The organism is Robiginitalea biformata HTCC2501, assembly GCF_000024125.1.
Lineage (GTDB): Bacteria > Bacteroidota > Bacteroidia > Flavobacteriales > Flavobacteriaceae > Robiginitalea > Robiginitalea biformata.
On the sequence record NC_013222.1, the window covers coordinates 1,065,928 to 1,092,566 of the forward strand.

Annotated in this window: 28 protein-coding genes; 20 read left to right on the forward strand and 8 right to left on the reverse strand. The window is 56.8% G+C overall.

Translation table 11 applies throughout. The features are described from left to right. Positions 1-54: 54 nt before the first annotated feature. From RB2501_RS04730 to RB2501_RS04750, 5 genes are all read left to right on the forward strand, one after another. A complete protein-coding gene (locus RB2501_RS04730) occupies positions 55-315 on the forward strand; it encodes a thiamine-binding protein (RefSeq protein WP_015753613.1) in 261 nt (86 codons plus the stop codon). Beyond that, on the forward strand, positions 299-931 hold the full coding sequence (gene pnuC, locus RB2501_RS04735; protein WP_015753614.1) for a nicotinamide riboside transporter PnuC: 633 nt from the start codon (positions 299-301) through the stop codon (positions 929-931). Before RB2501_RS04730 ends, pnuC begins: the two co-directional genes overlap by 17 nt. After that, the gene (locus tag RB2501_RS04740) at positions 892-3,003 is read left to right on the forward strand and encodes a DUF4301 family protein (RefSeq protein ID WP_015753615.1); all 2,112 of its coding nucleotides are present in this window, start codon (positions 892-894) and stop codon (positions 3,001-3,003) included. Before pnuC ends, RB2501_RS04740 begins: the two co-directional genes overlap by 40 nt. Positions 3,004-3,239: 236 nt before the next feature. After that, entirely contained in the window at positions 3,240-3,551 is a 312-nt protein-coding gene (locus RB2501_RS04745; RefSeq protein ID WP_015753616.1) for a hypothetical protein, read from the forward strand. A gap of 192 nt (positions 3,552-3,743) precedes the next feature. After that, entirely contained in the window at positions 3,744-5,129 is a 1,386-nt protein-coding gene (locus RB2501_RS04750) for a sigma-54-dependent transcriptional regulator (RefSeq protein WP_015753617.1), read from the forward strand. Here the strand turns inward: RB2501_RS04750 and RB2501_RS04755 are convergent. Further along, positions 5,101-7,641, reverse strand: a complete 2,541-nt coding sequence (locus tag RB2501_RS04755) for an ATP-binding protein (protein WP_015753618.1) — start codon at positions 7,639-7,641, stop codon at positions 5,101-5,103. The two genes, RB2501_RS04750 and RB2501_RS04755, sit on opposite strands and share 29 nt — an antisense overlap. Positions 7,642-7,935: 294 nt before the next feature. Between RB2501_RS04755 and RB2501_RS04760 the strand changes: the two genes are divergently transcribed. Then, positions 7,936-10,170 (forward strand): TonB-dependent receptor, encoded by a 2,235-nt coding sequence (locus RB2501_RS04760; protein WP_041326994.1) that lies wholly within the window; start codon positions 7,936-7,938, stop codon positions 10,168-10,170. Positions 10,171-10,307: 137 nt separating this feature from the next. Further along, positions 10,308-10,964: a beta/alpha barrel domain-containing protein gene (locus tag RB2501_RS04765; protein WP_041327503.1), complete on the forward strand. Its 657-nt coding sequence runs from the start codon at positions 10,308-10,310 to the stop codon at positions 10,962-10,964. Positions 10,965-10,996: 32 nt separating this feature from the next. Here the strand turns inward: RB2501_RS04765 and RB2501_RS16505 are convergent, their stop codons facing one another. Beyond that, the gene (locus RB2501_RS16505; RefSeq protein ID WP_187289184.1) at positions 10,997-11,158 is read right to left on the reverse strand and encodes a Rieske (2Fe-2S) protein; all 162 of its coding nucleotides are present in this window, start codon (positions 11,156-11,158) and stop codon (positions 10,997-10,999) included. Between RB2501_RS16505 and RB2501_RS16510 the strand changes: the two genes are divergently transcribed. The 5 genes from RB2501_RS16510 to RB2501_RS04790 all read left to right on the forward strand — a co-directional run bounded on the left by RB2501_RS16510 (position 11,153) and on the right by RB2501_RS04790 (position 13,558). Next, positions 11,153-11,416 carry a hypothetical protein gene (locus RB2501_RS16510; RefSeq protein ID WP_394330204.1) on the forward strand — a complete coding sequence of 88 codons (264 nt, stop codon included), beginning with the start codon at positions 11,153-11,155 and terminating at the stop codon, positions 11,414-11,416. The genes RB2501_RS16505 and RB2501_RS16510 overlap by 6 nt on opposite strands. A gap of 151 nt (positions 11,417-11,567) precedes the next feature. Then, positions 11,568-12,041: a transcription elongation factor GreA gene (greA, locus tag RB2501_RS04775; RefSeq protein WP_015753622.1), complete on the forward strand. Its 474-nt coding sequence runs from the start codon at positions 11,568-11,570 to the stop codon at positions 12,039-12,041. 106 nt (positions 12,042-12,147) lie between these two features. After that, a complete protein-coding gene (locus RB2501_RS04780; RefSeq protein WP_015753623.1) occupies positions 12,148-12,402 on the forward strand; it encodes an autorepressor SdpR family transcription factor in 255 nt (84 codons plus the stop codon). A gap of 3 nt (positions 12,403-12,405) precedes the next feature. Continuing rightward, a complete protein-coding gene (locus RB2501_RS04785; protein ID WP_015753624.1) occupies positions 12,406-13,056 on the forward strand; it encodes an SdpI family protein in 651 nt (216 codons plus the stop codon). Positions 13,057-13,165: 109 nt separating this feature from the next. After that, complete coding sequence (locus RB2501_RS04790) at positions 13,166-13,558, forward strand: HIT family protein (RefSeq protein WP_015753625.1); 393 nt, start codon at positions 13,166-13,168, stop codon at positions 13,556-13,558. A gap of 128 nt (positions 13,559-13,686) precedes the next feature. Here the strand turns inward: RB2501_RS04790 and RB2501_RS04795 are convergent, their stop codons facing one another. Both RB2501_RS04795 and RB2501_RS04800 read right to left on the reverse strand, forming a co-directional pair. Next, on the reverse strand, positions 13,687-14,037 hold the full coding sequence (locus RB2501_RS04795) for a hypothetical protein (RefSeq protein WP_015753626.1): 351 nt from the start codon (positions 14,035-14,037) through the stop codon (positions 13,687-13,689). A gap of 2 nt (positions 14,038-14,039) precedes the next feature. Then, positions 14,040-15,188: a sensor histidine kinase gene (locus tag RB2501_RS04800; RefSeq protein WP_015753627.1), complete on the reverse strand. Its 1,149-nt coding sequence runs from the start codon at positions 15,186-15,188 to the stop codon at positions 14,040-14,042. A gap of 158 nt (positions 15,189-15,346) precedes the next feature. On the opposite strand from RB2501_RS04800, the gene RB2501_RS04805 reads away from it, so the two are divergent. From RB2501_RS04805 to aat, 4 genes are all read left to right on the forward strand, one after another. After that, a complete protein-coding gene (locus RB2501_RS04805; protein WP_041326995.1) occupies positions 15,347-16,237 on the forward strand; it encodes a flavin reductase family protein in 891 nt (296 codons plus the stop codon). Between the two features lie 169 nt (positions 16,238-16,406). Further along, positions 16,407-16,784 carry a DUF3127 domain-containing protein gene (locus RB2501_RS04810; protein ID WP_015753629.1) on the forward strand — a complete coding sequence of 126 codons (378 nt, stop codon included), beginning with the start codon at positions 16,407-16,409 and terminating at the stop codon, positions 16,782-16,784. 33 nt (positions 16,785-16,817) lie between these two features. After that, positions 16,818-18,197, forward strand: coding sequence for a short-chain fatty acid transporter (locus tag RB2501_RS04815; RefSeq protein WP_041326996.1), 1,380 nt, complete (start codon positions 16,818-16,820; stop codon positions 18,195-18,197). Positions 18,198-18,308: 111 nt separating this feature from the next. Further along, entirely contained in the window at positions 18,309-18,989 is a 681-nt protein-coding gene (gene aat / locus RB2501_RS04820) for a leucyl/phenylalanyl-tRNA--protein transferase (protein ID WP_041327504.1), read from the forward strand. On the opposite strand, the gene RB2501_RS04825 is transcribed toward aat, so the two are convergent. Genes RB2501_RS04825 through RB2501_RS04840 form a run of 4 tightly spaced genes read right to left on the reverse strand, consistent with a single transcriptional unit; the run spans position 18,954 to position 21,270 of the window. After that, entirely contained in the window at positions 18,954-19,667 is a 714-nt protein-coding gene (locus tag RB2501_RS04825; protein WP_083760685.1) for a DUF2490 domain-containing protein, read from the reverse strand. The two genes, aat and RB2501_RS04825, sit on opposite strands and share 36 nt — an antisense overlap. A gap of 53 nt (positions 19,668-19,720) precedes the next feature. Continuing rightward, positions 19,721-20,323 carry a hypothetical protein gene (locus RB2501_RS04830; protein ID WP_015753633.1) on the reverse strand — a complete coding sequence of 201 codons (603 nt, stop codon included), beginning with the start codon at positions 20,321-20,323 and terminating at the stop codon, positions 19,721-19,723. Then, positions 20,310-20,873: a DNA-3-methyladenine glycosylase I gene (locus RB2501_RS04835; protein WP_015753634.1), complete on the reverse strand. Its 564-nt coding sequence runs from the start codon at positions 20,871-20,873 to the stop codon at positions 20,310-20,312. The genes RB2501_RS04830 and RB2501_RS04835 overlap by 14 nt, the downstream gene beginning before the upstream one ends. Before the next feature lie 40 nt (positions 20,874-20,913). Beyond that, a complete protein-coding gene (locus RB2501_RS04840) occupies positions 20,914-21,270 on the reverse strand; it encodes a hypothetical protein (RefSeq protein ID WP_041326997.1) in 357 nt (118 codons plus the stop codon). A gap of 168 nt (positions 21,271-21,438) precedes the next feature. Here RB2501_RS04840 and RB2501_RS04845 point away from each other — a divergent pair, with 168 nt between their 5' ends. Genes RB2501_RS04845 through RB2501_RS04860 form a run of 4 tightly spaced genes read left to right on the forward strand, consistent with a single transcriptional unit; the run spans position 21,439 to position 26,612 of the window. After that, complete coding sequence (locus RB2501_RS04845) at positions 21,439-22,113, forward strand: TetR/AcrR family transcriptional regulator (protein WP_015753636.1); 675 nt, start codon at positions 21,439-21,441, stop codon at positions 22,111-22,113. Between the two features lie 13 nt (positions 22,114-22,126). Then, complete coding sequence (locus RB2501_RS04850) at positions 22,127-23,803, forward strand: peptidase domain-containing ABC transporter (RefSeq protein WP_015753637.1); 1,677 nt, start codon at positions 22,127-22,129, stop codon at positions 23,801-23,803. Then, positions 23,797-25,158, forward strand: a complete 1,362-nt coding sequence (locus RB2501_RS04855; RefSeq protein WP_015753638.1) for an HlyD family secretion protein — start codon at positions 23,797-23,799, stop codon at positions 25,156-25,158. The genes RB2501_RS04850 and RB2501_RS04855 overlap by 7 nt, the downstream gene beginning before the upstream one ends. Then, a complete protein-coding gene (locus tag RB2501_RS04860) occupies positions 25,155-26,612 on the forward strand; it encodes a TolC family protein (protein ID WP_015753639.1) in 1,458 nt (485 codons plus the stop codon). Before RB2501_RS04855 ends, RB2501_RS04860 begins: the two co-directional genes overlap by 4 nt. Positions 26,613-26,639: the final 27 nt, after the last annotated feature.

Below are 26,639 nucleotides of genomic sequence, written 5' to 3' on the forward strand. Positions count from 1 at the left end.
ACCGGTTGTATTATTGACCGAAACGGGACTACCTTTGGGGGGTAAACGCACCCCATGAAGATTTCCGTGGAATTAACGCTCAGTCCGCTTCAGGACAACTACGAACCCGAAATTATCCGGTTTATCAAAGCCCTCCGGGACTCCGGCCTGACCGTCCTGGAGAATCCGATGAGTACGCAGGTGTACGGCGAGTACGACCGCGTCATGGAAGTCCTCGGCAGGGAAATGCGAACCAGCTTGTCCGCCGTGGGGCAAGCCGTTTTCTTTATCAAGGTGGTTAAGACGGACCGCAGCCGGTATGAGCCCCATTTCTGATTTTTTCTTCGACCCGTACCGGGACCGGGAAACCTGGTTGATTGCCCTCGAGGCAATCGCATTCTTTTTCGGGATTGCCAGCGTGGTCTATGCAAAAAGGGAAAACATCTGGGTGTATCCCACGGGCCTCATCGCCACGGTCATCACCATGTATATTTTCCTCCGGGACGAATTGCTGGGGGATATGATGCTCAATGCGTATTACTCCATCATGAGCATTTACGGGTGGTGGAACTGGTCGCGGCGAAAGAACGACCGGAAGGTGGTGCGCATCTCCCGGACCGATACCAGGGATAAGGTCATCGGAGTGGCCCTGTTCCTGTTAACGGCGGGCTTCACTTACGCTGTTTACCGCATTTTCGGCACGGAAATCGGCTGGACGAACTATGTGGACATCGTTACCTCCGGCATCTTTTTTACGGCCATGTGGTACATGGCGACGAAAAAGATCGAAAACTGGACACTCTGGATCCTTGCGGACATCGTAACCGTGCCGTTATACGCCTATCGCGGCTGGGGGATGCTGTCCCTGCAATACCTCATATTCACTATCTTGGCCATCCAAGGCTATTGGGCATGGAAGAAGCACTTAGACAAGAACCGGCAGACGTCCTGAAAGTGGTGTTGTTCGGCCCGGAGTCGACTGGAAAAACCACCCTGGCCAGGGAGCTGGCCCGCCACTACGGGGAACCCTGGGTTCCCGAATACGCCCGGGAATACCTGCAGGAAAAATGGGACCGGGTGCAGCAAACCTGTGCCCCTGAAGACCTCCTGCCCATTGCCCGGGGCCAGATGCGCCTGGAAAACATCGGGGCCCGGGAAGCCAGCCGGCTGCTTATATGCGATACGGATTTGCTGGAGACCAAGGTGTACTCGGAAACCTATTACGGCGGGGGGTGCGACCCGAAACTCCAGGCGGCGGCCCTGGCCAATGACTACGACCTGTACTTCCTTACAGATATCGATATCCCGTGGGAAGCGGACGATTTGCGCGATAAGCCCCACGAGCGGGCGGAAATGTTCCATTATTTCAAAACGGCCCTCCGGGAGAATAACCGCAGATTTGTTATCTTAAGCGGTGGCCGGGAGGCCCGCTTCGAAAAGGCGGTAAAACATATCGATCAATTGCTGAACACTATGAGCGAATTTACATCCAGCGACCTGGAATATATGGCAGAAAAGGGGATCGACCCCGAAAAGGCCAGAGCACAAATTGAAACATTTAAAGAGGGGATCCCCCCGGTTCGACTGAGTAAGGCAGCAGTCGTCGGGGAGGGTATCGTCCGGTTCTCCCAGGAGGATGAGTCGCGGCTCCGGGAGCTGTACCGCAACCGGGATGCGGATACGGAGGTGCTGAAGTTCATCCCTGCCTCCGGTGCCGCCTCGCGCATGTTCAAGGCACTGTTCAATTTCCTGGGCGATTTTGACCCGTCTGCCGACGACCTGGACGCCTACCTGGCCGAACCCGGTCACGGGGATATGCGAAAATTTGCCGAGAACCTGCATGACTTTCCGTTTTACGGATTAGTACAGTCGCGTATCCGGGGGAAGGCAACAGACAAGGCGGCTGAATTGTATGCATTTGTACAGGAACTCCTGTCTGAAGACGGCCTGAATTATGGGTTTTACCCGAAAGGCCTGTTGCCCTTCCACAATTACGACGGCAACCTGGCAACTCCGTTTGAGGAACACTTGTACGAGGGGGCGGCCTATGCGTGCACCGGGGAAACCGCAGTCCTGCACTTTACGATCTCCCCCCAGCACAGCGACTTGTTCAATCGGGAATTCGACGGTTTGCGCGACCGGGTGGGCGACCAGGTCCATTGCTCCTTTACGGTTGGGTATTCCTTCCAGAAACCTTCCACGGATACCATTGCGGTAACCCCGGAGAATACGCCGTTCCGGGATAGCGAAGGGAAGATCCTTTTCCGTCCCGGCGGGCACGGCGCGCTGATCGAAAACCTCAACGACCAGGAAGCCGACCTGATTTTTATCAAGAATATCGACAATGTGGTAGTGCGGCCGGAACTCGATACGATCACCCGGTGGAAGGAGGTCCTCGGGGGCTATTTGATCGAATTGCAGGAGCAGGCTTTCAGTTTCTACCGCATGCTCTCGGACGGCAGCCTGGATCACGACCTGCTCAACCGGATCAAAACCTTTTTGGAGGACCAGCTCAATGCCCGGTTTGGAGAGAGTTTTCAGGGTCTGAGCATCGAAGAGCAGGTGGCGGTCCTCCAGGACAAACTGGCCCGTCCCATCCGTGTTTGCGGCATGGTAAAAAACGAAGGGGAGCCCGGGGGCGGACCTTTCTGGATTACGGACGACAAGGGCCACGATTCCCTGCAGATCATCGAGTCTGCCCAGGTGGACATGTCGGACCCCGGGCAAAAATCGCTTTTTGAGGATTCCACGCATTTTAATCCGGTGGACCTCGTTTGCGGCGTGCGGAATGCGTATGGGGAAAAATACAACCTGTTGAATTTTGTAGACGAAAAACAGGGGTTCATCACCGGGAAGACTTCTGAGGGCCGGCCCCTGAAAGCCCTGGAACTCCCCGGACTCTGGAACGGGGGGATGGCCTATTGGAATACCGTATTTGCCGAGGTGCCGGTCAGCACATTCAACCCGGTTAAAACCGTAAACGATTTACTAAAGCCTGCACACCGCTCCTCCCGGAAGAAATAGTCGGTTGCAGTTCCGGGTAACGACCCCGCCTTCCTCCCGGTTGGATACTTCCCGGCGGGTAAATTTTACACACTTCCCGTGTTTTTTACACAGAAAGACACACTGCGCCCTTTACGCAGAAAATTCCTATACACCTGAAAAACAGTGATATATGTGTATTATCCCGGTGCGCTGCCGCTATGGCACTGAATTTTCATTAAGTAAGGCAAGTCTAAACATTTAAAACACGATATATCATGAAAAAGTTAGTATTTGCCCTGCTGTTTGTATTTGCAGGACTCGGAGTATATGCACAGGATTCCGACCTCGCACAAGCCGAAACCGAAGCTACTGAAGTAGCCGCAGAAGTCCAGGACGATTTTACTGAAATCGCCGTGGATGAATTGCCTGCAGCCGTTCAGGAAGCTGTTTCCACAAATTACCCGTCGGCCACAATCAGCAAGGCCTTCGTCAACGAATCTGAACAGTACAAGCTCGAAGTAGCCCTGGAAGACGGAACTACAGGAACCCTGTATGCCGACGCCGAGGGTAATTGGATTGACATGTAATCACTGACGTGTAAAAGTCGAGCTTGAGTTATTTGTTTTGTATCAAGTTGGTTTGGTTGAAGGGAGTCGCTGTTAGCGGCTCCTTTCTTTTTGTATAAAGTCCCCAAACTTTCCAATCGGGTGCGGAATTAACGTTTTCCTCACGTCGCCGCGCCGCTGTTTCCCGTATATAGGATACAGACCCAAACCGATATGCCAAAAATCCTGATTATTGAGGACGACGCAGCCTTTGGCCAGATGCTCTCCCGGTACCTGGAACGCAACGGATACCAGGTGCAGTGCTTTCCCGGGGCAGAGCCGGCAATGGAATCGCTGGATCGGGGAGGCGTGGATCTCCTGCTTACCGACCTCCGGCTCCCGGCCTCCGACGGGATCGAAATTATGGAGTCCGTGAAGAAAAAGCACCCGGAGACTGCGGTGATCATCATGACCGGGTACGCCGAGGTGGAAACCGCCGTCTCTTCGATGAAGAAAGGCGCCGCCGACTATATTTCCAAACCCTTTACCCCGGACCAGTTGCAGGTAGTTATCCAACAGGCCCTCGCCAAAAAGCGTCCGGCCGGCCGGAAACCAGGGGCGGGGGACCCGGAAACTTCCCGGGCCAAAGACAACCAGCCGTTGCCTTCCCTGCCCTCCGACAAATCGCCGGGTATCAGCGGGGTGAGCGAGGCGTCCAAAAAACTGGCGGGCCATATTGAACTGGTGGCCCCCACGGCCATGTCCGTACTCCTGACCGGGGAAAGCGGCACGGGCAAGGAGGTGGCCGCACGGAACATCCACCGCCAGAGCAAGAGGCGCAAGGGGCCATTTGTCGCCGTCGATTGCGGGGCCATCCCGGCCGATCTGGCGGCCAGCGAATTCTTTGGTCATATCAAGGGCAGTTTTACCGGGGCCGTGCAGGACAAATCCGGATACTTTGAGGCTGCCGAAGGGGGCACCCTGTTCCTGGACGAGGTCGGTAACCTGTCCTACGAGAACCAGGTCCAGCTCCTGCGTGCATTGCAGGAACGAACTGTACGCAGGGTGGGAGGCAACCGGGAAATCCCGGTCGACGTCCGTATCGTTACCGCGACCAACGAAGACCTGGCCCGGGCCGTACGGGAAGGGGATTTCCGCGAAGACCTCTACCACCGCCTCAATGAGTTCAGCATTTCCATTCCCGCCCTCAGGGACCGGCAGGCGGATATCCCCATTTTTGCCGAGTATTTCCTGGAGAAAGCGAACGACTACCTGGACCGCACCTGCCCGGGATATGAGCAGGACGTATTACAGCGGTTCTCTACCTATGCCTGGCCAGGCAACCTCAGGGAGTTCCGGAATGTCGTTACCCGCGCCGTCCTCCTCAGTGAGAACCGCCCGATAGGGATGGAGGTGCTGCCGGCTTCCATGCAGGGGGATACCGACCCGCCAGTTGCCGGGACGGGACTCGAACTCACACGGGAGGAATACGAGCGGAAGCGCATTCTAAGCGCACTCGAGCAAACCAACTACAACAAGACCCAGGCAGCCAAATTGCTTCAGATTACCCGGAAGACCCTGTACAATAAAATCAATCGGTATAAGCTGACGGTTCCCTGAGGTCCCGCCTGAGTTTTTCCAGGAGGGACCCGATCGTCGGATCGAGTTGATCCAGGGCCTGCGATGCCCGCGCCATATCCAGCGGGTCGGATTCCCCGGCAGCTTCGATTTCCGAGAGGCGGGATGCTGCCTGCTGCAAGCCGAGTTGCCGGAACATGGGCAGTACGCGATGGGCAATTCGCGACATTTCGACCGGGTCTTTCCGGTCGCGGGCCGCCTGCAATTCACCCATGCTTTTCAGGGTACTATGGTAAAACGTCTCCAGAACTCTCCGAAGCGCCCCGGGGTCCGGGCCCAGGAATTGTTCCAGGGAACGGGTGTCCATATAGGTGCCGGGCTCCGGGGTGTTGGGCTCCGGGGTGTCCGGCTCTGGCCCGGAATCGGAAACCTCCGGCTTTACCTCCGCGCCAAGCCCCAGGCAGGCGGCAAATTCCCGTATCGAAAAAGGCTTGTGAAGCAAATCCGAAAAACCGGCTTCCACGGCAGTGTCCCGCTCCAGGTCGCGCCGGCCGCTCATGGCGATAACCGGTTGCCCCCGGTAGTGGTCAAAGGCACCATCCCGGAGCATTTTCAGGCCGCTGAAACCATCGGTTTCCGGCAATTCGATATCGGTTACGACCACATCGTAGGAGAGGGAAGCATCCCGGGGCAGGGAGGGGTAGCCATTTGCCGTCAGGCACCGGATGCCCAGGGTTTCGCAATAGGAGTCTAGCATGGCGCACAGGCTGGGGTCGTCGTCGATGACCAGGACGGATTGGATCCCGGCGGGGAGCGGGGTTGTGCCATTGGCAGCCGCTTCCCGTTTTTTCCCAGGCGTGCCGGTAGCGCCGGGGTCCTCTTTTCCAGGCGCCATACGCAGTGTCACGGGGACCCGCAGGGTAAAGGTGCTTCCCCTGCCCCATGTACTCCGCGCCGTCAGGCTGCCCCCGAGCAATTCGCTGAGTTTCCGCGAGATCGTGAGGCCCAGGCCGTATCCCTTCTGCCCGGCACCGGCATCGGCTTCCGCCTGGGTAAATTCCTGAAAGATCGACTCGAGGTTTTCCTCCCGGATTCCCATCCCCGTATCGCTCACCCGGATTTCGAGCTCCCTGAGGCCTTCCCGACCCCCATTCCCCGAGGGGCGGAGGCGTCCCGAAACGGTGATGGTGCCCTCGCGGGTAAACTTATAGGCATTGCCCAGCAGGTTGCTGAGGATTTGCCGGACCCGGAACGAATCGCCCAGGCAGGGCGTATCGAGGACGCGCTCGAGGTCCAGTTCCAGGGCTACTCTCCCGGTGCGGTTGGCCGCCTCGATGCTGTGGCAGGTTTCCCGGATCAATTCGGCCGGGATAAAAGGCAGTTCTTCTGTTTTGAGTTGTCCGGCTTCCAGGCGCGAGAAATCGAGTAGGTCGTTGGCCAGGCGCTCCAGGTAGCGTGAAGCCGAATCCATGGCCGCTGTATAGGCAGCCTGCTTTTCACTCAGCTCGGTCTGCCCGAGCAATTCCCCGTATCCCTGGATGGTATTCAGGGGCGATCGCAGGTCGTGGCTCACCGAAGCGATCAGCCTTTCGCGGCTGCGGAGCAGGGATTCGCTGTATTGCTTCTCTTTTTCGAGTTTTCGCCGGTAGGTGGCGATCCTGTCGATATCCCGGTGGATGAAGAAAGCGAAGATGACCACGGCGACCAACCCGAGTAAGGCGGCACCTCCGGCCAGCCGGATCGTATCGCGAAGCGTTTCCCTCCGGCGAAGGGTTTCCCGTAGGGACTGGGCGCGGACCTCCTGCTCCAGGGACCCCAGCAGGCTCCGGATTTGCCCGGAAAGCTCCTGGTTGTTTGCGCGGACCTGCTCCAGGCGGGCCTGTCGGGATTGTTGATTCTGGCGCTGGCTGGCCCGGGCTTGTTCCAGGAGCCCTTTGGAAACCGAAAGGATGGAGTCCAGGTAGGCGGGGTCCGCATTCTTGTCGTTTAATTGGGGGGCGTTCCGGCTGAGCAGGTCGGCGTATTCCCGGAGCGATTGCTGTACCTGGGGGCTCATGTCCTGGAAGCCGGGGAACAGGTTTTCGGCCTGGAAGCGGCCCAGGGATTCCTGAATTTTATTGAATTCGGCCAGGGCATCACCGATGGACAGGTCGGTCCGGGCTTCCTGCCTGCTGAGGTTGAGCAGCTGCCGGGTATTGCGAACCTGTTGTTCCAGGAGGCCCTGGATACTGTCCAGCCCCATGAATTCCTCCGGGAGGCGGCTCTCTTCCTTCAGGTCCTGGATTTGGGCCCGGATGGAATCCACGTTCCTGCTATAGGCCTCAAAATCTTCCTCCCGGGGTGCCAGCCGGCTGCCAATGGCGCTCTCCGCCTCGTAGATCCTGGAAATCAGCCCCCCGACCCGCACGAGGCGCATATCGGCTGCCTCGGGGGCGTCCTCCCGGAAGTAGATAGCCACTTCGTTGTAGATCGCATAGCCCGTGATTCCCGCCAGGACAATCAGGCTCAGGTAGCTCAACAGTAATTTCAGGGTAAACCGGCCTTCCCGCTTCATATAAATCGCTCGCTTCTAAAATATATACGGAGCGCAGGCCTATATCGATTAAAAGAGGCCAAAAGATTTTACAATTTTTCCCCTTCACCTTATATTTGCCCCGTCTCTCAAGGGGTGCTCCGCGCAAATTGCTTTAGTCCGCAACGGACGGGCAGCAAGCCGGGGCTGAGATTACACCCGCTGAACCTGGGCAGGTAATGCTGCCAAGGGACCGAGCGTAGAAATGCGGCGCTCAATAAATCACTATTAACCATAGAATAACAGCCCCTTTTATTCGTAAAAAACACTTTACGGATGAAATCTTTATTCACAACAGTAGCCTTGCTTGGGCTGGCTACGCAAATTTCCGCCCAGCAGATTCCCGCCGACACCACCCAAATGGATTCGATCCGCCTCGACGAGGTGCTGGTGGCGGCCGTACGCGCCACGCGGGAATCCCCGGTAACCTTCAGCAACCTGAATTCCGAACGGATCGAGACCCGCAACCTGGGCCAGGACATCCCGATCCTGATGAATTACCTGCCCTCGGTGGTGACCACCTCGGATGCAGGTGCAGGCGTGGGGTATACGGGGATCCGGGTTCGCGGCAGCGATGCCACCCGGGTGAACGTAACCATCAACGGGATCCCGTACAACGATTCGGAGTCCCATGGCACCTTCTGGGTGAATATGCCGGACTTTGCCTCATCTACCGAAAACCTGCAGTTGCAGCGCGGGGTGGGGACATCCACCAACGGGGCCGGGGCGTTCGGCGCCAGCCTGAATGTACTCACGGAAGCTGTCTCGGAGGATGCCTATGCCTCCCTGGCGGGTTCTGCCGGCAGTTTTAACACCCACAAGGCCACCCTGAAATTCAGTTCCGGCCTGCTTAAAGAACATTTTGAGGTGTCCGGGCGGTTGTCGCGGATAAGGTCCGACGGGTATATTGACCGGGCTTCCTCCGACCTGGATTCCTACTTCCTGCAGGGGGCCTACCTGGATGAAAATACGCTGGTGAAGGCACTGCTTTTCGGGGGGCATGAGATCACCTACCAGTCCTGGTACGGTTTCGACCCGGCTACCCTGGGGGCGATTGGCGTGGACAACGACCTGGAAAGCAACCGCACCTTCAATATCGCCGGGATCCAATTCGACGATTCGGGGAATTTCGAAGGCTTTTACGAGAACCAGGTGGACAACTACAAACAGGACCATTTCCAGCTCCACTGGAACGAGCGCTGGACCCGGGCGTTCCAGACGAACATCGCGCTCCACTATACCCGGGGCCGCGGATTCTTTGAGGAATACGTGGACGAATGGTATTACACGAATATCCTCTTTGCCCCCGATGCCTCGTATGCCTTCCTGGGGCTGGACAACCCGGTGATAGACGGGGAGGAGCAAACGACCACCGATTACATCCGGCGCCGCTGGCTGGACAACGATTTCCTGGGGACGGTGTTTTCGGCCATCCACAACAGCGGCCCCCTGGAACTGACCCTGGGCGGCGGGTGGAACACCTATCGGGGCGACCATTTCGGCGAACTTATCTGGGCCCGGTATTCGGGCAGTCTGGAACGGGGCGACCGGTACTACAACGACGACTCCCGCAAGGATGATTTCAACGTGTTTGCCAAGGCCAACTTCACCGCCGGGGATCACTGGCGGTTTTTTGCCGATATGCAGTACCGGAGCGTGGCCTACGAGGCCAACGGGGCCGATACGGGCCTGGTGGACGACACCTTTGGGTTTTTCAACCCGAAGCTGGGGCTTACCTACCAGTTCCGGCCGGGCAGCAGCCTGTACTTTTCCTATGCCGTGGCCAACCGGGAGCCCAACCGGAACGATTACGAAGGGGGCAACCCGCGGCCCGAACGCCTGCACGACCTGGAATTGGGTTGGCGGAGCCTGGGGGAGCAGCTGACCCTGAACGCGAACCTGTATTATATGCGGTACAAGGACCAACTGGTCCTTACCGGCCAGTTGAACGACGTGGGGGCGCCGCTCCGGGCCAACGTGGGGGACAGCTACCGCACCGGGCTGGAAATCGATGCCGACCTGCGCATTTCGCCCCGGCTTCGCTGGCAACCGAACATCGCGTTGAGCATCAACCGGAATGTGGACTATTTCTTTCGCAGGGACGGGGAACTCACCTCCCTGGGGGACACGGAAATTGCCTATTCGCCGGGCGTCGTAGCCGGCAGCCGACTGGTCTGGTCACCGGCAGAAGACCTGCAGCTCGGGGTACTCACCAAATATGTGGGCGATCAGTACATGAGCAATATCGAAGCGGAAGGATCCCGGTTGGAAGCCTATTCGCAAACCGATTTGAATGTGCAGTACCGCATCCCGGCCTCCGGGGGCTTTCCGGAGATAACCCTGACAGGCCTGGTGAATAATCTGTTCGATGCGAAATTCAGTTCCAACGGGTATTTCTATACCTATGATGACGATTTCTCGAACCCCGGGGTGGTTACCACCATCGAAGGGGCAGGGTACTACCCGCAGGCGGGAATCCATTTCCTGGCTGGGGCCCGGGTGCGATTTTAAGGGTACAGGCCTATGGGGGCGCCCGGATGGAACCGATTGAAAGAACCCGGGCGCCAATCGCATTTTTAACGCGGGGCAGCCGTACGGCGCATCGGGAAATTCCATAGCTTTCCCAAGGGTAATTAATGGGTGCCGCCATGGAGCCTTCCTTCGATTCGCGCTATCGGAAAAACCTCGTACAGGTGCCGGAAATTATCCGGGAGGCATCGGGTATCCGCATTTTTGGCCAGTTGCTCAAATCGTTCCTCTTCAGTACGGATGTGGCGCTGATCCGCAATACAAATGCCAACGCCATCATCGCGGTTTACCCGTTTACGGCCCAACCCGCCATATCCCATGCCCTGATTTCCGCTGCAGATAAGCCCATCCTCTGCGGGGTTGGGGGTGGGGTAACCGGGGGGCGCCGCGTGGTAGAACTCGCCCTGCACGCCGAATTCCAGGGGGCCATTGGGGTGGTGCTCAACAAACCCGTGCCGGACCGCGTGGTGGCGCAGGTGAAGCGCAAGGTGGACATTCCCGTGGTAGTAACAGTGGTTTCTGCGGATGAGGACTTTCCCGCAAGGATCCGTGCCGGCGTGGATATCCTCAACGTGTCGGGGGCGGAGAACACCCCGGCGATCATTCGGAAAATCCGCCGGTTCGATCCGGATATCGCCATTATCGGCACCGGGGGCAAAACGGAACAAACCATCCGGGAGACCCTGGAGGCCGGGGCGAATGCCATCTCCTATACGCCTCCCTCCACGGCCGAGTTATTTAAGGAGGTGATGCAGCGGTATCGCGCCGGAGGGTAGTAAACCGGAGGGTAGTAAAGTCGATTAGCCGGTCAGTTGCTGACGGTGACGACATCCCCGCTTCGGGTTGCCCGGTATTCGAGCAGGTTGTAGTAGCGTGCCCCGTCGTCGGGGGGGTCAAACATCTGCCCGGTGAAGAGGCTGTAGGTGTAGTCTTCACAGGGGCAGACGGCGTTCTGCCCGTCGATTTGCATGGTGGAACACCCGTTGGGCGGATGGTTCGGGCAGCTGGCTTCAAAGGCGCGCATTTGGTCAAAGCCCGTATTCATCACAAAAAAGCCGCGGATACCCGCGCCCGCATTTCCGATATATACCGGGTTTCCCGTACTGGTAAGCGGGCTGTAGAGCGGGAGGTTGAGGTTCATCTCAAAGCGGAACCCCAGCTCCTGCAGGTTCGGGTTCCGGTTGCCTGCGTCGTTGCTGCATGCCAGGAGCAAAACGGACAGGAATAGCTTGTAAATTAAGCGGCTAGGGCGCATCGGGTTCGGGCTTCTGGCACAAAAATCAGTAAAAAATCCCTATATTTGCGTTAAATCCTCTCTAAATAACCTGTACGCAGCACAGGTTTTGCAGGGGATTTTCTCTTTATAAAATCCGGATGATATGAGTAAGGTATCCTATTATACGCCCGAAGGGATGAAGAAGCTGAAGGACGAGTTGAATCATCTGCGCGACGTGGAGCGGCCGAAAGCCTCCCAGGCCATAGCCGAAGCCCGCGACAAGGGCGACCTGTCCGAGAATGCCGAATACGATGCAGCCAAGGAGGCCCAGGGCCTGCTGGAGATGAAAATAGCCAAATTGGAAGAGGTGGTGGCAAATGCCCGACTGATTGATGAATCCCAGTTGGACACCTCCAAAGTCCTGGTCCTCTCCACCGTGAAACTGCGGAACCAGCAAAACGGCCAGGAACTCAGCTATACGCTGGTGGCCGAAAGCGAAGCCGACCTGAAGGCGGGAAAAATCTCCGTTACCTCTCCGATTGGCAAGGGCCTGTTGGGAAAGAAAGTGGGGGATACCGCTGAGATCCAGGTCCCGAACGGCACCTTGAAGTTCGATGTGCTCGAGATTACCCGTTAATTTATAACGCGCCTTCGGCCCGGGCACTCCCGGGTCCGAACCACCGAAACCTGACCCATTTGCACAATTGAAATAATAATTAGATATTTATCTAAATATATAATTATTGAATGCCCTTTTTAAATCGCTGAACGACCCCACCCGGCGGGAAATCCTGCAACTGCTCAAGGAGCGCGACCTGAGTGCAGGGGAAATTGCGGACCAGTTCAATATCTCGAAACCCAGCATTTCCCACCACCTGGACCTCCTCAAGCGGGCGGGCCTGGTTTCCAGCAGGCGCCAGGGGCAGTTTATGCTATACTCACTGAATACCACCATTGTCGAGGACCTGTTGCAGTGGGTCCTGGACCTAAAAAAATAAACGATGAAAACTTCCCTGCGAACCGAATGGCCCATACTTCTGATTGTGGCCGCACCTTTTATTTACCTCGCCCTGCAATGGAATCAGCTGCCCGAGCGGGTGCCCCTGCACTGGAATATCCGCGGGGAAATCGACCGGTGGGGAGATAAATCCGAGTTGTGGCTGATACCGATTCTGACTACCGGGCTGGTCTATCTGATATTCCTGGCCGTACCGGCCATCGACCCCAAGAATAAAATCCGGGAGATGGGCGTGAAGTACACCCAACTGAAATATATCGTCACGGTCTGTATGGCGGCTCTGGCGGTGGTCATCATCCATATGACCCGGACGGAAGGCACCCTATCGCCCGCCCCGCTCCTGGCGGTAATCGGACTGCTTTTTGCGTTCCTGGGCAACTATTTCAAAACCGTCCGGCCGAATTACTTTATCGGGATCCGGACCCCGTGGACCCTGGAACACCCCGAAATCTGGAACAAGACACACCGCCTGGGCGGGGTGCTTTGGTTAATCGGCGGCCTGCTGATAGTGCTTGTGGCCGCCCTGGCAAACGGACCCTGGCTCATGTACCTGTTCTTTGGGGTGACATCCGTTATCGTCCTGGTGCCCCTGGTCTATTCCTACCTGCTTTACCGGAAACTGGACCTGGGCTGAAAGGGCCTGGAGGCAACGCCATGGCCTGCCCTTCAGGGTGCTGGCACTGGAACGCCCACCCTTATACGCCCGGATTTTTCGTATCTTGGCGGGACAAAACCAACATCACATGCCCAGTATATTTACGCGGATCATCCGGGGCGAATTACCCAGCTACCAGGTAGCCGAGGATGAGGCCCACCTGGCCTTTCTCGATGTCAACCCGAACAGCCGGGGACATACGCTTTGCGTCCCCAAACAGGAAGTGGACAAGCTTACCGACCTGGACGCCGAGGCCTATGAAGCGTTGATGCGGTTTTCCCGCAAAGTAGCCCTGGGGATCGAAGCGGCCATCCCCTGTAAACGCGTGGGGCTCACCGTCATCGGCCTGGAGGTCCCGCACGTACACGTCCACCTGATCCCCCTCAACAGCATGGCGGATGCGACCTTTGGAAAAAAGGAAAAGCTAACCGAATCGGAATTTGAGGAAACGGCAGCAGCCATTCGCCGCCAGATCGGTTAGTTGAAAGAAGGCTCCCCGGGCTTGGGAACCGCCCGCCCGGCTTCAGGTCTGGCCCCCCGGGCTTTAAAACAGATTCCCCAGGCATCAGGAATAGCCCTTCCAGGGAATAGCCAGGCCCTGCCAAAGGATCAGAACAGGCCTTCCACATACATATACACCAGGGCGCCTACCAGGCAAATCCCCAGCAATACAAAGACGTAGAACGACGATTTGAAATGGATACGGGCCCGCTCCGGGCGGACCGCTTTTTCGTAGTATTCCACGCTCCTGTCAATATCCTCCGTCCATTTTACCGGGTAAATCACATTTTTACAGGTGTTGCATTCCAGTTCCCGCGTGACTTCCGGGCTGATGCGGTGATACAGCCACCCAAATCGGTGTTTTTGGTAAAACCGCAGGGTCATATCCTGGTTAAAACACTCCGGGCAGTTGTTGCTCAGAGGCGCTTCCTTGATAACTACTTGCTTTTGTTTTCCCATAGCTAATTCTTTATGCGCAGCGAGATTTGCATTACGGTGCCTTCCTTGCCGGAAGACAGCACTTTCACTTTCCCCTGGTGGTACTCCTCTACAATCCTGCGCACCAGGGAAAGTCCGAGGCCCCAACCGCGTTTTTTACTGGTAACCCCCGGGTCGAAGATTGTATTCCAGCGGGTTTTCGGGATGCCGTGGCCTGAATCGGTGATGAGTACATGCACCAGGGGCGGGTCCGGGGCGATCTCCAGGGAGATGTCCCCCTTGCCCTTCATGGCATCGATACCGTTTTTTACAATATTCTCAATGGTCCAGTGATACAGCGAGCGATTCAACAGCACCGGAAGGGATTCCGCCCGGGAGTGGAAGCTGAACCGGACCAGTTTGGAACTCCGCACCCGCAGGTAATCAAACGCGTTGCGCGTTTCTTCCACAATGTCGAGCGTCTCCAGGCGGGGCGTCGAGCCGATCTGGGAAAACCGCTCGGTAATGGTTTGCAGCCGGCCGATGTCCTTCTCGATCTCCGCGGTAATCTTCGGGTTGAGTTCCTCGGACTTCAGCAACTCATTCCAACCCAGCAGGGAGGTCAGGGGGGTCCCGATCTGATGGGCAGTTTCCTTGGCCATGCCCGCCCAGAGTTTATTCTGTTCCGATGCCTTATTGGTCTTGAAAAAGAAGAAAATAACCGCGCCGAACAGGAAGATGATCAGGAGCAGGGCCACCGGGTAATATTTCAGCTTGTTGAGTACCTCGGAATTCCCGTAGTAAAGCGTGGCGAGCAACTCGCCTTCGTACTCGATGCGGATGGGCGTGTTTTCCGACCGGAATGTCGCAATCCGGCCCGCGATTTCCTCCTCGTCTTCCGGGGAGACGTCCGGCATGTTGTTGATCCGGTAGGAACCGTCCGAATTGACGAGGATCATCGGCGTACTCGTATTGTTCTGGAACACCCGCAGGTGCAGGTTTCCGAGTTCCTGCTCTTCCGAAAGCCGCAGGAGTTCGGATTGGGCCGTGGCCCATATCTCCATCTTGTTGCGCTCTTCTTCTTTGAATTTCCTGAAAAAGCTATTTGTGTTCCAAAGGATCAGGCTGACGATCACAAAGGACGTGATCAGCAGGATGGCGTTCAGGATTTTCTTTGGCGGATTGAATCGCATGCCCCCTTGGCGGATTTTTTTGGTTTTCCGGGCAGTCTGCCGGTTGGCAACTCCACGCGGACCATTCGGTTAAATATAACTCAATTTGGGCGGAAATGTTGTGGCGGGATCCCGGAGCGGGATTGCACATTCGATGTAATTTTACCTACCTTTGCCCCATGACCTCAGGCACCCTGTCACTCTTGCCGGAAGACTTGGAAACACGGGAGTTACACGCGTTTTTACTCGGTGCGGTAGCCCCGCGTCCCATCGCCTTTGCAAGCACGGTGGATGCCGGGGGAACCCCCAACCTGGCGCCGTTCAGTTATTTCAATGTTTTCGGGACCAACCCGCCGGTGCTCATCTTTTCGCCGGCCAGGCGCGTCCGGGACAATACGGTAAAACACACGTTGCTGAATGCCGAAAAGACCCGGGAGGTGGTCGTCAATATGGTGTCCTATGAAATGGTACAGCAGATGTCCCTGGCGAGCACGGAATACCCGGAAGGGGTGAACGAATTTGAAAAGGCGGGGTTTGGCATGGTGCCTTCCGATTTGGTGAAACCCTACCGGGTGGCCGAAGCCCCGGCCCAGTTTGAGTGCCGGGTAACCCGGATCATGCCGTTGGGTGAAGGGGGAGGCTCCGGGAACCTGATATTCTGCGAGGTGGTCAAAATCCACCTGAAAAAAAATATATTGTCCCCTCCGGGATTGCCCGATCCCAAGAAAATGGACCTGGTGGCCCGTTTGGGGGGAAACTGGTACAGCCGGGCAGCTGCCGGGCTTTTTGAAGTCCCGAAGCCGCTGTCGAGCCTCGGCATAGGGGTAGACGCCATCCCGGAACCCATACGGCTCAGCAAGGTGCTGACCGGCAACGACCTCGGAAGGCTTGGCAACGTGGAAAAACTGCCGGATGCCGCCGAGGTCAGCGCCTTTGTTTCCTCGGACGTCAACGCCCGTAAAGTAATCAGCGCCCGGGATACCGAGGCGCTGCACCGCAGGGCACAGCAATACCTGGAAGGCGGGGACGTCCATACCGCGTGGAAGTTGTTGTTGGCTGGACTGGAATGAAGCAGGCAGGGCTGGAATAGGTTCAGGCAAGGCTGCAACAGGCAAAGCTGCCACAGGGACGGACTAGGTTATAACAGGTGTAAGCAGGGACATAAAGCGGAAGAATACCGGGTTTGGTACCCGGCCCATTAAATCGAATAGAAATTTACAATTAATACAAGCGAGACGCATGGAGATTCAAGGAACCATCAAAGTAATCGAGGAAACCAAAACATACGGAAGCAATGGCTTCCGCAAGCGGGAAATGGTAGTAACCACGGACGAACAGTACCCGCAGCACCTGCTGGTGGAATTTGTACAGGACAAGACCAACCTGCTGGACAAGTTCCAGGTAGGCCAGCAAGTCAAGGTAAGCATCGACCTGCGCGGTCGGGAATGGGTAAGCCCGCAGGGCGATACCAAGTATTTCAATTCCATCCAGGGCTGGCGCATCGAGAACCTTCAGGAAGCGACCCCGGGCGATGACATTCCCCCGGTACCCCCGGCCGATGCCTTTGAGCCGGCGGACAACCTCAAGGAAGAGGATTACGACGACCTGCCGTTTTAAGGGATATCGGCGCCGGGCCCACCCGGCACAACCATGTCAGTTACCCGGACAATAGAGGCTCTTTTCAGGCGGTTTTTACCGTCCCCCTTCGCCATTGCTGTTATCCTCAGCCTGCTGGCGCTTTTTTTGGGAGGAGTGTTTGGGGTTTACCCGGACGGGACCAACAACTGGGCGGGAACGCTCAGGGCCTGGGAATCCGGGCTATGGAACCGCAACCTGCTCGTATTTGCCTACCAGATGATGCTCATCCTGGTATTGGGCCATGTCCTGGTACTCAGCGCGCCTGCCGAAAAGTTGCTATCCGCTCTGACCGCCCGGGCAGGCAATGCGGCCGGGGCCGCCCTGCTGGTGGCCTCCACCACGATGCTCGTTTCCTTCTTCAACTGGGGCCTTGGCCTGATCTTCGGGGCCCTGCTCGCCCGAAAGGTGGGGGAACACGCCCGGGACAGGGGCATCCCGATCAATTATCCGCTTATTGGTGCCTGCGGGTATCTCGGGCTGATGGTCTGGCACGGGGGTATCAGCGGTTCTGCCCCCATCAAAGCCAGTGAACCCGGACATATCCACAACCTGCTGGAGGGCATCCTGCCCGACGCATCCCTGGCGGCCCTTCCCGGCAGCATCCCAACCTCGGAGACGGTTTTCGGCCCCTGGAACCTCGGTATTTTCCTGGTGGTCTGGTTGGTTGTCAGCGGTCTGGCATACTGGCTGGGACGCACCACCCGGACAGGCCCTGTGGAACTGCCTCAGAGCGTATCCGAAGCGGAAACCGAGTCGGACCCGCAACAGGACGGGGACCGGGCAGACCGATCCCCGTGGCTGAGTCGTTTATTTGCGGCACTCGTTTTGGCTGCATTCCTGCTGCAGTACCTGCCGCAGCTCAGGCAACTAAACCTGACCCCGGACATGCTGAATTTTTTTATGTTCGGGCTTGCCCTGCTCCTGCACGGCAACTTTCGGAATTTCCTGAGGGCAGTTGAAACGGCCATCGGTGATACGGCTGGGATCCTCATCCAGTTCCCGCTCTATTTCGGGATCATGGGCATCATGACGGAGTCCGGGCTTATCCATCGTGTTTCGGACTTTTTTATCGCTGTCAGCACCCAGCGGAGTTTCCCGTTGTTCACGTTTTTCAGCGCCGGACTGGTGAATCTGTTTGTCCCCAGCGGGGGCGGACAATGGGCAGTACAGGGGCCCATCATCCTACAGGCGGCCCTGGAATTGAAAGTGCCACTGGAAAAGGCTTTGATGGCCCTGGCATACGGGGACCAGCTTACGAATATGCTCCAGCCATTCTGGGCCCTGCCCTTACTCGGGATCACCCGGTTGAAGGCCCGGGAAATCCTGCCTTTTACCCTCCTGTTTATGTGTGCTGCCGGTGGCATCTACCTGGCCGGGCTGTTGATTTGGTGAGGGATTGTACCTTTGCAAGGAGTAATAAAGGGCCCTTTTGTACCGGTTCTTGCTTGTTGCATGGGCGGGCTCAAAAACCCCATTTATTTAAACCCAAACTCCCTGGTAAAAATGCCCCCATCCCACGCACCTGTCCCGTATCTGGGTAATGCCCTGGTATTTCCCCCGGCCCGCAGCGCCGGCCCGGACGGGCTTCTGGCCATGGGGGGCGACCTGAAACCGGAGCGGCTCATGCTGGCATACCGTTCGGGGATTTTCCCCTGGTTTAGCGATGATTCCCTGATCCTGTGGTGGAGCCCGGACCCCCGGATGGTCCTGTTTCCGGATGAGCTCCGAATAACCAGGAGCATGCGTCGAATTATAGGGAAGAAAACCTTTCGGATAACCAAAAACCAATGCTTCGCGGAGGTGATATCCGCCTGTGCAGAAACTTCCAGAAAGGGCCAGGACGGTACGTGGATTACCCCGGGGATGGAGGCGGCCTACATCCGCCTTCACGAGGCCGGGAATGCCGTCTCCTATGAAGCCTGGCAGGGAAGCGAACTCGTTGGCGGCCTCTACGGGGTGGACCTGGGGGAAGTATTCTGCGGGGAAAGCATGTTTACGCGCGTATCCAACGCCTCCAAGGCCGCATTTATCCATATGGTAAGGGAGCTGGAGGAGAAGAATTACCGTCTGATAGACTGCCAGGTGCATACGCCCCACCTGGAAAGCCTGGGCGCCCGACTCGTCTCGCGGGCGCAATTCCTGAACCTCCTAAAGGGAGAGGACCAGGGTCATGGTAAAGAATAATTCATGCCCGCCGGTATGCGTAAAGTCCTCCCGCCGGTATTCCGTCCCGAGTTCTGTACGGACGCCATCCGCTGCCAGGTAACCCAGCTCCGCCCCGGCCCGGACATCCCATTCGGTAGACTGCGACCTCGAGACGCTCAGCAACTGCTCCAGGGTGCCTACCCAATACCACTCGCCCACATCGGTTCGCTCCCCTTGCAACGGGCCGTCGAACGCCAGCCGATACCGGAACCTGTGGACGGTCTGATCCGGGAAGATACGCTGTTCGGATCGCAGGCGGTGGCCGATCCGGATGACGCGGGGCCGAAAAGTGCGGTTGTATTGCTGGGTGAGCCTAATTTCGTTGGTACGGTCCGGTTCAAAAGGTTTTCTGAACCGGTATTGTATCCCGAGGCCAACGCTTTGGTTCCCTAAAAAAGCGACCGAAGTGAACAGGGCCAGGTCTACCTGGCGGCCCTGCAGCTCGGCGGCCCCGTTCCGTGAATAATACATGCGGTGGCCTGCCGAAACGTTTTGGGAGAATCCCTTGCCGAGGGAGTAATTCAGGTTGACGGCAGGCTCCAGATAGCCGGTAAATTCTCCCTGTCCCCATACCAGCGGGCCAACTGCCAGGAAACCGAGACGGATCGCCAACCGACAAAGTATCCGGGGGGTAAAACGAAGTGGTGGTTTGCTCATGCTGGCGATATCCGTTTATCAGGTATGTTATATGAGATCCAAAGCCGCAACCGTCAATAGAGGACGTGATTGTAATTCGGCGGCAAAGATTCCCGGATGCGCAATAGCCGGCCTTCGCTGTCGTACAGGAATTCATAGTGGGCCAGTCCGGAATCCTGGCGGGTCTGGATAACGAGTTCGTACCGGATTTCCGGCAAGAGCAGGTTTTGGAAGGCGTTTTTCAGGGTTTGGGTATCCGATTCGAAGGAAGCCCGGGGATACTGCTGCTGTATTTTTCGTACCCGGTACCGGCCGTAGGTTCCTTTGAGGTGGGCCTGAATGGCTTCCAGGGTTTCATTGGGGATATCAACCGGCCTGATACGGACTTCTGCATCCTCTAGCTCACCTTCCGGGGTAAACTCAATGCTGTAGTGAAGTCGCCGGTGTTTGAATTTCATTTCAAAACTGCTGCGGGCCGAGTCGATTTCCTTGTAGTACCTCAGGCGCCTGACACCTTCCAGGTAAGGTTCCATCACCTCCCGGGCCGACTCCGGGAACTGGGCTTTTCGGATACGGAATTCGCGCTCCTGTTTTTGTTGGGCGCTGGCGGGGGCAAGAGCAAGCAGCAGGATGAAAACGAAAGCCTGAAGCCTTCCGGATGAATTAAACCTGGTCATATCGGAAACATGTTACTTCGTGGTCGTTAACCATGCCGGTAGCCTGCATGTGCGCGTACACCACCGTGGAGCCCACGAATTTAAACCCCCTGCTTTTGAGGTCCTTGCTCAACTTGTCGGAAAGGGGGGTGGTAGCCGGGGCTTCCTTGTAGTTTTTTACCGCGTTGCGAATGGTCTTGCCATCCGTAAAGCCCCAGATATACTCGCTGAAACTCCCGAATTCTTCCTGGACCTCCATAAAGGCCCGGGCGTTGGAAACGGCTGCGCGGACCTTCAGGCGGTTCCGGATAATACCCGGGTCGGCCAGCAATTCGGCGATTTTGTCTTCACCGTAAAAAGCAATCCGCCGGTAGTCGAACGCGTCGAACACCCGGCGGAAATGCGCTCTTTTTTTCAGGACCGTAATCCAGCTGAGCCCTGCCTGGAAGGTCTCCAGGGTCAGGAATTCAAACAGTTTTCGGTCGTCCCTTACCGGTACGCCCCATTCTTCATCGTGGTAGGTAACGTAGAGCGGATCGCCCAGGCACCAACCACATCGGTGTTTCTCCATATGTGCAAGAAACGGAAAAAACGGGTACCGGTCAACGGGGTCATGAACGGGATAGCTCCCCGGCTTCCATGGCCTGGTCCAGTCGGGCTTCCACCCGGGGCATGAAGCGGAAGAACTTCCCTCCGTCTGCCCGCTCAAGGGTCACCCAGGTTTCGCCGTTGCGGCTGGTCTGCCCAACCACGACGACTTCCATGCCCTGGAGCCGGTTGAAATCGGCAATCGCCCCACGTTTGATAATGAAATTTTTACGGGGAAAGTCAATGTGGTCATAGCCGTGGGCATCGGCCTGGCCGAGGACCAGTGTACTGCCTTCCCGGACGTCTGATTGTTGTGCCTGGGCCGAAAACCCAGCAAAAAGCAGCGCCGCAATTGTCAATATGAAATTTTTAGCTCTCATAAAATGGACATTTAGGATTATCAAAGTTAATTATTGCGAATATATTAAAATGATAGTAATACTATCGTTAAATAATAGTTAAACCCATATTTGTTGAGAGTTGTACTATTATATTTGAACAAAATTTGGATAGTAGCGGATGGTTATCTTTGATATAAGAATCGCAATATGGATGCGTTAATCCGGAATATGGAAGTGTCGATCAACCCGGGACTGTATTTGAAAGACCCGCAGACTACCCGTTTGGGAAAGCGTATGGTGAGCTACGGAATCGCGATGATCTCCGAGATGGGAGTGGAAAAGTTCAATTTCCGGAAACTCGGGCAGGAAATCGGGTCGAATGAAAGCTCTGTCTACCGGTATTTTGAGAACAAACATAAATTTTTAATCTACCTCTGCTCCTGGTACTGGGGTTGGCTGGAACTCCGACTCGTTCAGGAAACACATGCCATTTCGGATCCGTCCAGCCGGCTGGAGCACGCCATCGATACGCTCACCCGCCCGGTGGTTACCGATGCCTCCTATGAACATATCGATGAGGTGGCCCTCCACCAGATTGTGGTCAATGAGTATTCGAAACCCTTCCTGACCCGGGAGGTGGACCAGCAGAACCGGGACGGGTACTTTGAGATTTACAAACGCCTTGTGCACAGGCTGGCCGATATGATCCGGGCAGTTAACCCAGAGTATCCCTATTCGGTTTCCCTGTCCAGTTCGGTTATTGAGGGATCGCTGCATCAATTTTTCCTCGAGCAGCACTTCCCCTCCCTCACCGAACTCGAGGGGGTGCGCAACCATACGCGATTTTTCATTCACCTGGTAACCAACACAATCCGAAAATAACCTACCCCCAACCATGGCAAAAGCGATTATGACTACCTGGCAGCGCCTGATGGGGCTCCTGAACCTTGAGAAGAAAGACATCCTGCAGGTATTCTACTACGCAATCTTCGCGGGCCTTGTCAATTTGTCCCTGCCGCTTGGAATCCAGGCAATCATCAACCTGATACAGGGGGCCCAGGTGAGCACTTCCTGGATTGTACTGGTAATTCTCGTTACCCTGGGGGTGGTCTTTGTCGGCGTCCTCCAGCTGATGCAGATCCGAATCATCGAGAATTTGCAGCAAAAGATATTTACCCGTTCCTCGTTTGAATTTGCCTTTCGGTTCCCGAAGATCCTGATGAGCGAGCTGACCCATTTTTACCCGCCGGAACTGGCCAATCGTTTTTTTGATACGCTAACCGTTCAGAAATCGCTTTCCAAGATCCTGATCGATTTCCCGGCGGCCCTGCTCCAGATTCTCCTGGGCCTGCTGCTGCTTTCCTTCTACCACCCGTTTTTCATCGCCTACGGCATTTTACTGCTCCTGCTGATCTATGCGGTATTTAAGTTAACGGCAAAAAAGGGGCTGGAGACCAGTTTGGAGGAATCCAAGCACAAGTACCGGGTGGCCCACTGGATCCAGGAAGTGGCCCGGAGCATCGTAAGCTTTAAACTATCCGGGAAAACCTCCCTGGCCGTCGATAAGAACGACCATTTGGTAACCCGTTACCTGAAGGCCCGGGAGAGCCATTTCCGGGTGCTGGTATTGCAGTTTATCCAGATGATCGGCTTTAAAGTCCTGGTCACGGCGGGGTTACTCATTATCGGCGGTTTGCTCGTCCTGAACCAGCAGATGAATATCGGCCAGTTTGTCGCTGCGGAGATTATCATCCTGCTGGTCATCACCTCGGTTGAAAAGCTCATTCTCGGCCTGGAATCCGCATACGACCTGCTCACGTCCCTGGAAAAACTCGGGCAGGTGGTGGACAAGGAACTCGAGCCCCTGGAAGGGGAGACCCCGCTGGATGAATCTGAAACCCTGGATGTAGAACTCCGGGAGATCACCTACCACTCTGCGGACGAGCAGAAAACGATCATCGATCACTTTTCCGTTCAAATACCCTCCGGGAGTCGCATCGTGATCAAGGGCCCGTCCGGCTCGGGCAAGACCACGTTGCTTCGGCTCATAACCGGGATATTGCGGCCGGATTCGGGGCAGATTTTTGCCAACGGGATTTCCCTGGACAGCATGCTGCTGAACCATTACCGCTCGCAGCTCGGGCAGTGTCTGCCCGAGGAAACGCCCTTTGAAGGCACTTTGCTCGAAAACCTGACCTTTGGCAACCCGAACATCCCCATGGAGGAGGTGTACCGGGCCCTGGAACAAATCCGGTTGCTCTCGTTTGTCAAGGCGCTACCCCAGGGCCTCAAAACGGTCATCTATCCGGAAGGACGGCAATTCCCCTATGTGGTTGCCCGGAAAATCGTGCTGGCAAGGAGTATCCTGAACCGGCCAAAACTCCTTGCGCTCAAGGACCCCCTGGATCAGTTTGAACCCGGGGAAGCCAGTGAAATCATGGATTTCCTGACCGATAAGGACAATCCCTGGTCCCTGGTAGTGGTTAGTTCCAACGACCGTTGGGAAGAGCAGTGCGCCCGTGTTCTGGAGATGGACTCCGGCAGATTAATCAAAGACTCCGGCCCATGTTGAATATCACAAAGAACAGACTGAACCGGGACGTGGACCTGCGGCAATTCGAGTCGGGGCGACTGGTCATCCACCAGCGGTACTACAAACATTTTAATCGCTTCCTGCTGGCCTTTGCAGGTATTGCGGTGATCATCCTGTTTTTGCCTTGGACACAGACCGTCAGCGGGACGGGGTATCTCACCACCCTGCGGCCCGACCAGCGGCCCCAGACGGTGCAATCACCCATCCCCGGACGGATCGAGAAATGGCATGTCCGGGAAGGGGACTTTGTCCTTGCAGGCGATACGATCCTGGTCATGTCGGAAGTCAAAGACGAATACTTCGACCCGCAGCTCGTAGACCGCACGCGTCAGCAGATCGATGCGAAAAGCCGGTCGGTGGGATCCTATCAGGAGAAGGTACGGGCACTGGAGAACCAGGTAGCCGCCCTGGGCCAGGAGCAGGCCCTGAAACTCGAACAGACGCGGAATAAGCTCATGCAGGCCCGGTTAAAAGTCAAGAGCGACAGTATTGACCTGGAGGCTGCCCGTACAGGGATTTCCATTGCCCAGCGGCAGTACGACCGGACCAGTACCCTCGAGGAGGAAGGTCTCAAGGCAGTCACGGATGTGGAAGAGAAACGGCTCAAGCTCCAGGAGGCGCAGGCGAAGCTCATATCGGCGGAAAACAAGTTGCTGGCGAGCAAGAATGAGGTGTTGAACGCCCGGATGGAAGTGGGGCGCATTCAGGCCGAGTATCAGGACAAGGTCGCCAAAGCGCAAAGTGAGCTATTTACGGCCCAGTCGGCACAATTCGATACGGAGGCCCAGGTGACCAAATTGGAAAACCAGTTCACGAATTACGAGCGGCGGCGCGAATTGAACGTGATCCGCGCGCCCCAGGCAGGGTACGTCAACAAAGCGCTGCAGGCCGGGATCGGCCAGACCTTCAAGGAGGGCGAACAGTTGGTGAGCATCATGCCGGCGTCCGTAGACCTGGCGGTGGAAGCCTACATTTCCCCCATCGACCTGCCGCTCATCCACGTGGGCGAGAAGTTCCGGATCCAGTTTGACGGCTGGCCGGCCATCGTGTTCAGCGGGTGGCCCAATATCTCCTTCGGGACCTACGGGGGGGTTGTTGTGGCCATCGAAACCTATATCAGCCCGAATGGCAAGTACCGCATATTGATAGCCCCGGACCCGGACGACCACCCCTGGCCGGACAAGATCCGCGTCGGGTCCGGGGCGAACAGCCTGGCATTGCTCGAAGATGTACCCATCTGGTTTGAAGTCTGGCGGCAACTCAACGGATTCCCGCCAAACTACTACACCCCGGAGCGGTCGGCGGCGGGATTAAGCGGAAAAAACCAGCCATGAAGATACCGGTGATTCTCATCGCGTGCATCTGCTGCCTGGCGGGGCTTCAGGCCCAACCAGGCAACCTCCCCGAACGGGCCGGCAACCCGGAAGGCCAATCGGACACCCTGGTTTTGGGGTTCCGGGAATTCATTGCGCAGGTCAAACAGTTCCACCCGCTGGCCCGTCAGGCGCGGCTCGTCCTGGACGCGGGGGAAGCCGGTTTGTTGCAGGCCCGCGGTGGCTTCGATCCGAAACTCGAGGTAGACCTCGAGCGGAAAGAGTTCAAGGGCACCGAATACTACGACCGCCTGAACGCCACTTTTAAGATTCCCACCTGGTACGGCGTGGAATTTAAGGGGCAGTTTTCCGAGAATGACGGGGCCTTCCTGAACCCGGACGAGGCCCTGCCGGACGCGGGGTTGTACAGCGCCGGGGTTTCCGTATCGGTTGGCCGGGGCATCTGGATGGATAAAAGGATGGCGGTGCTGAAGAAGGCCCGGCTCTACCGCCAACAGAGCCAGGCAGATCTGGAGCTCCTGGTAAACGCCCTTCTTTTTGAGGCCTCCCTGGCGTATTTTGACTGGTTGCAGGCCTATCAGGATCTCGCCGTTTTTGAAGGGTTTGTGCGGAATGCCCGGGTGCGGCTGGAAGGCATCCGCCAAAGTGCCCTGGCCGGGGACCGGCCTACCATCGACACGGTGGAGGCGCGCATCGCCTTTGCCAACCGGCGCCTCAGCCTGGAACAGGCCCGGGTTCGCACTACACAGGCCGCCCTGGAGGTGTCTACCTATTTGTGGCTGGAAGACGACCTGCCCGTGGAACTCCAACCCTGGGTGGTTCCCGAGGTCAATCCGGCACTGTCCGTAGACCGGGCCCTGGGTCTGGACCTGGAATTGGGCGAAGACTGGATTTCCGCCGAACACCCGAAGCTGCGCTCCCTCCAGTATAAATTGGAGGCCCTCGATGTGGAGCGCCAATTGAAGGCCAGCCGGTTGCTCCCCGAGATTGACCTGGAATACAACTTCCTGACCGAGACGCCCGAATTGCTGAACTCCTTCGATACGGGTCAGTACAAAGGGGGCCTCAGTTTCCGGATGCCGCTGTTCCTCCGGAAGGAACGGGGGGAACTCAAACTGGCCAAAATCCGGTTTCGGGACACGGAACTCGAAAGGCTCAGCACCCAGGTGGGGATTCGGAACAAGGTTTTGGGTATCTTTACCGAGTTGGAGTCCTTTGAGACCCAGAACAGCCTGATCCGGGATATTGTCAGGGACTACGATCAGCTGCTTCGCGCCGAGGAGCGGAAGTTTGAATTCGGAGAGAGTTCCGTGTTCCTGATCAACTCCCGGGAACGGGCCCTGATCGACGCCCGCCTGAAATCGAATGAAGTGGGCAACAAGTTCCTTTCTGCCAAGGCGAAGCTCTTCCAGGCACTGGCGCTGGGGCAGGAGGAGGTTGGGGAACAACCCTGAGAAGGCATCGAGCAGCGCGCCAGCGGA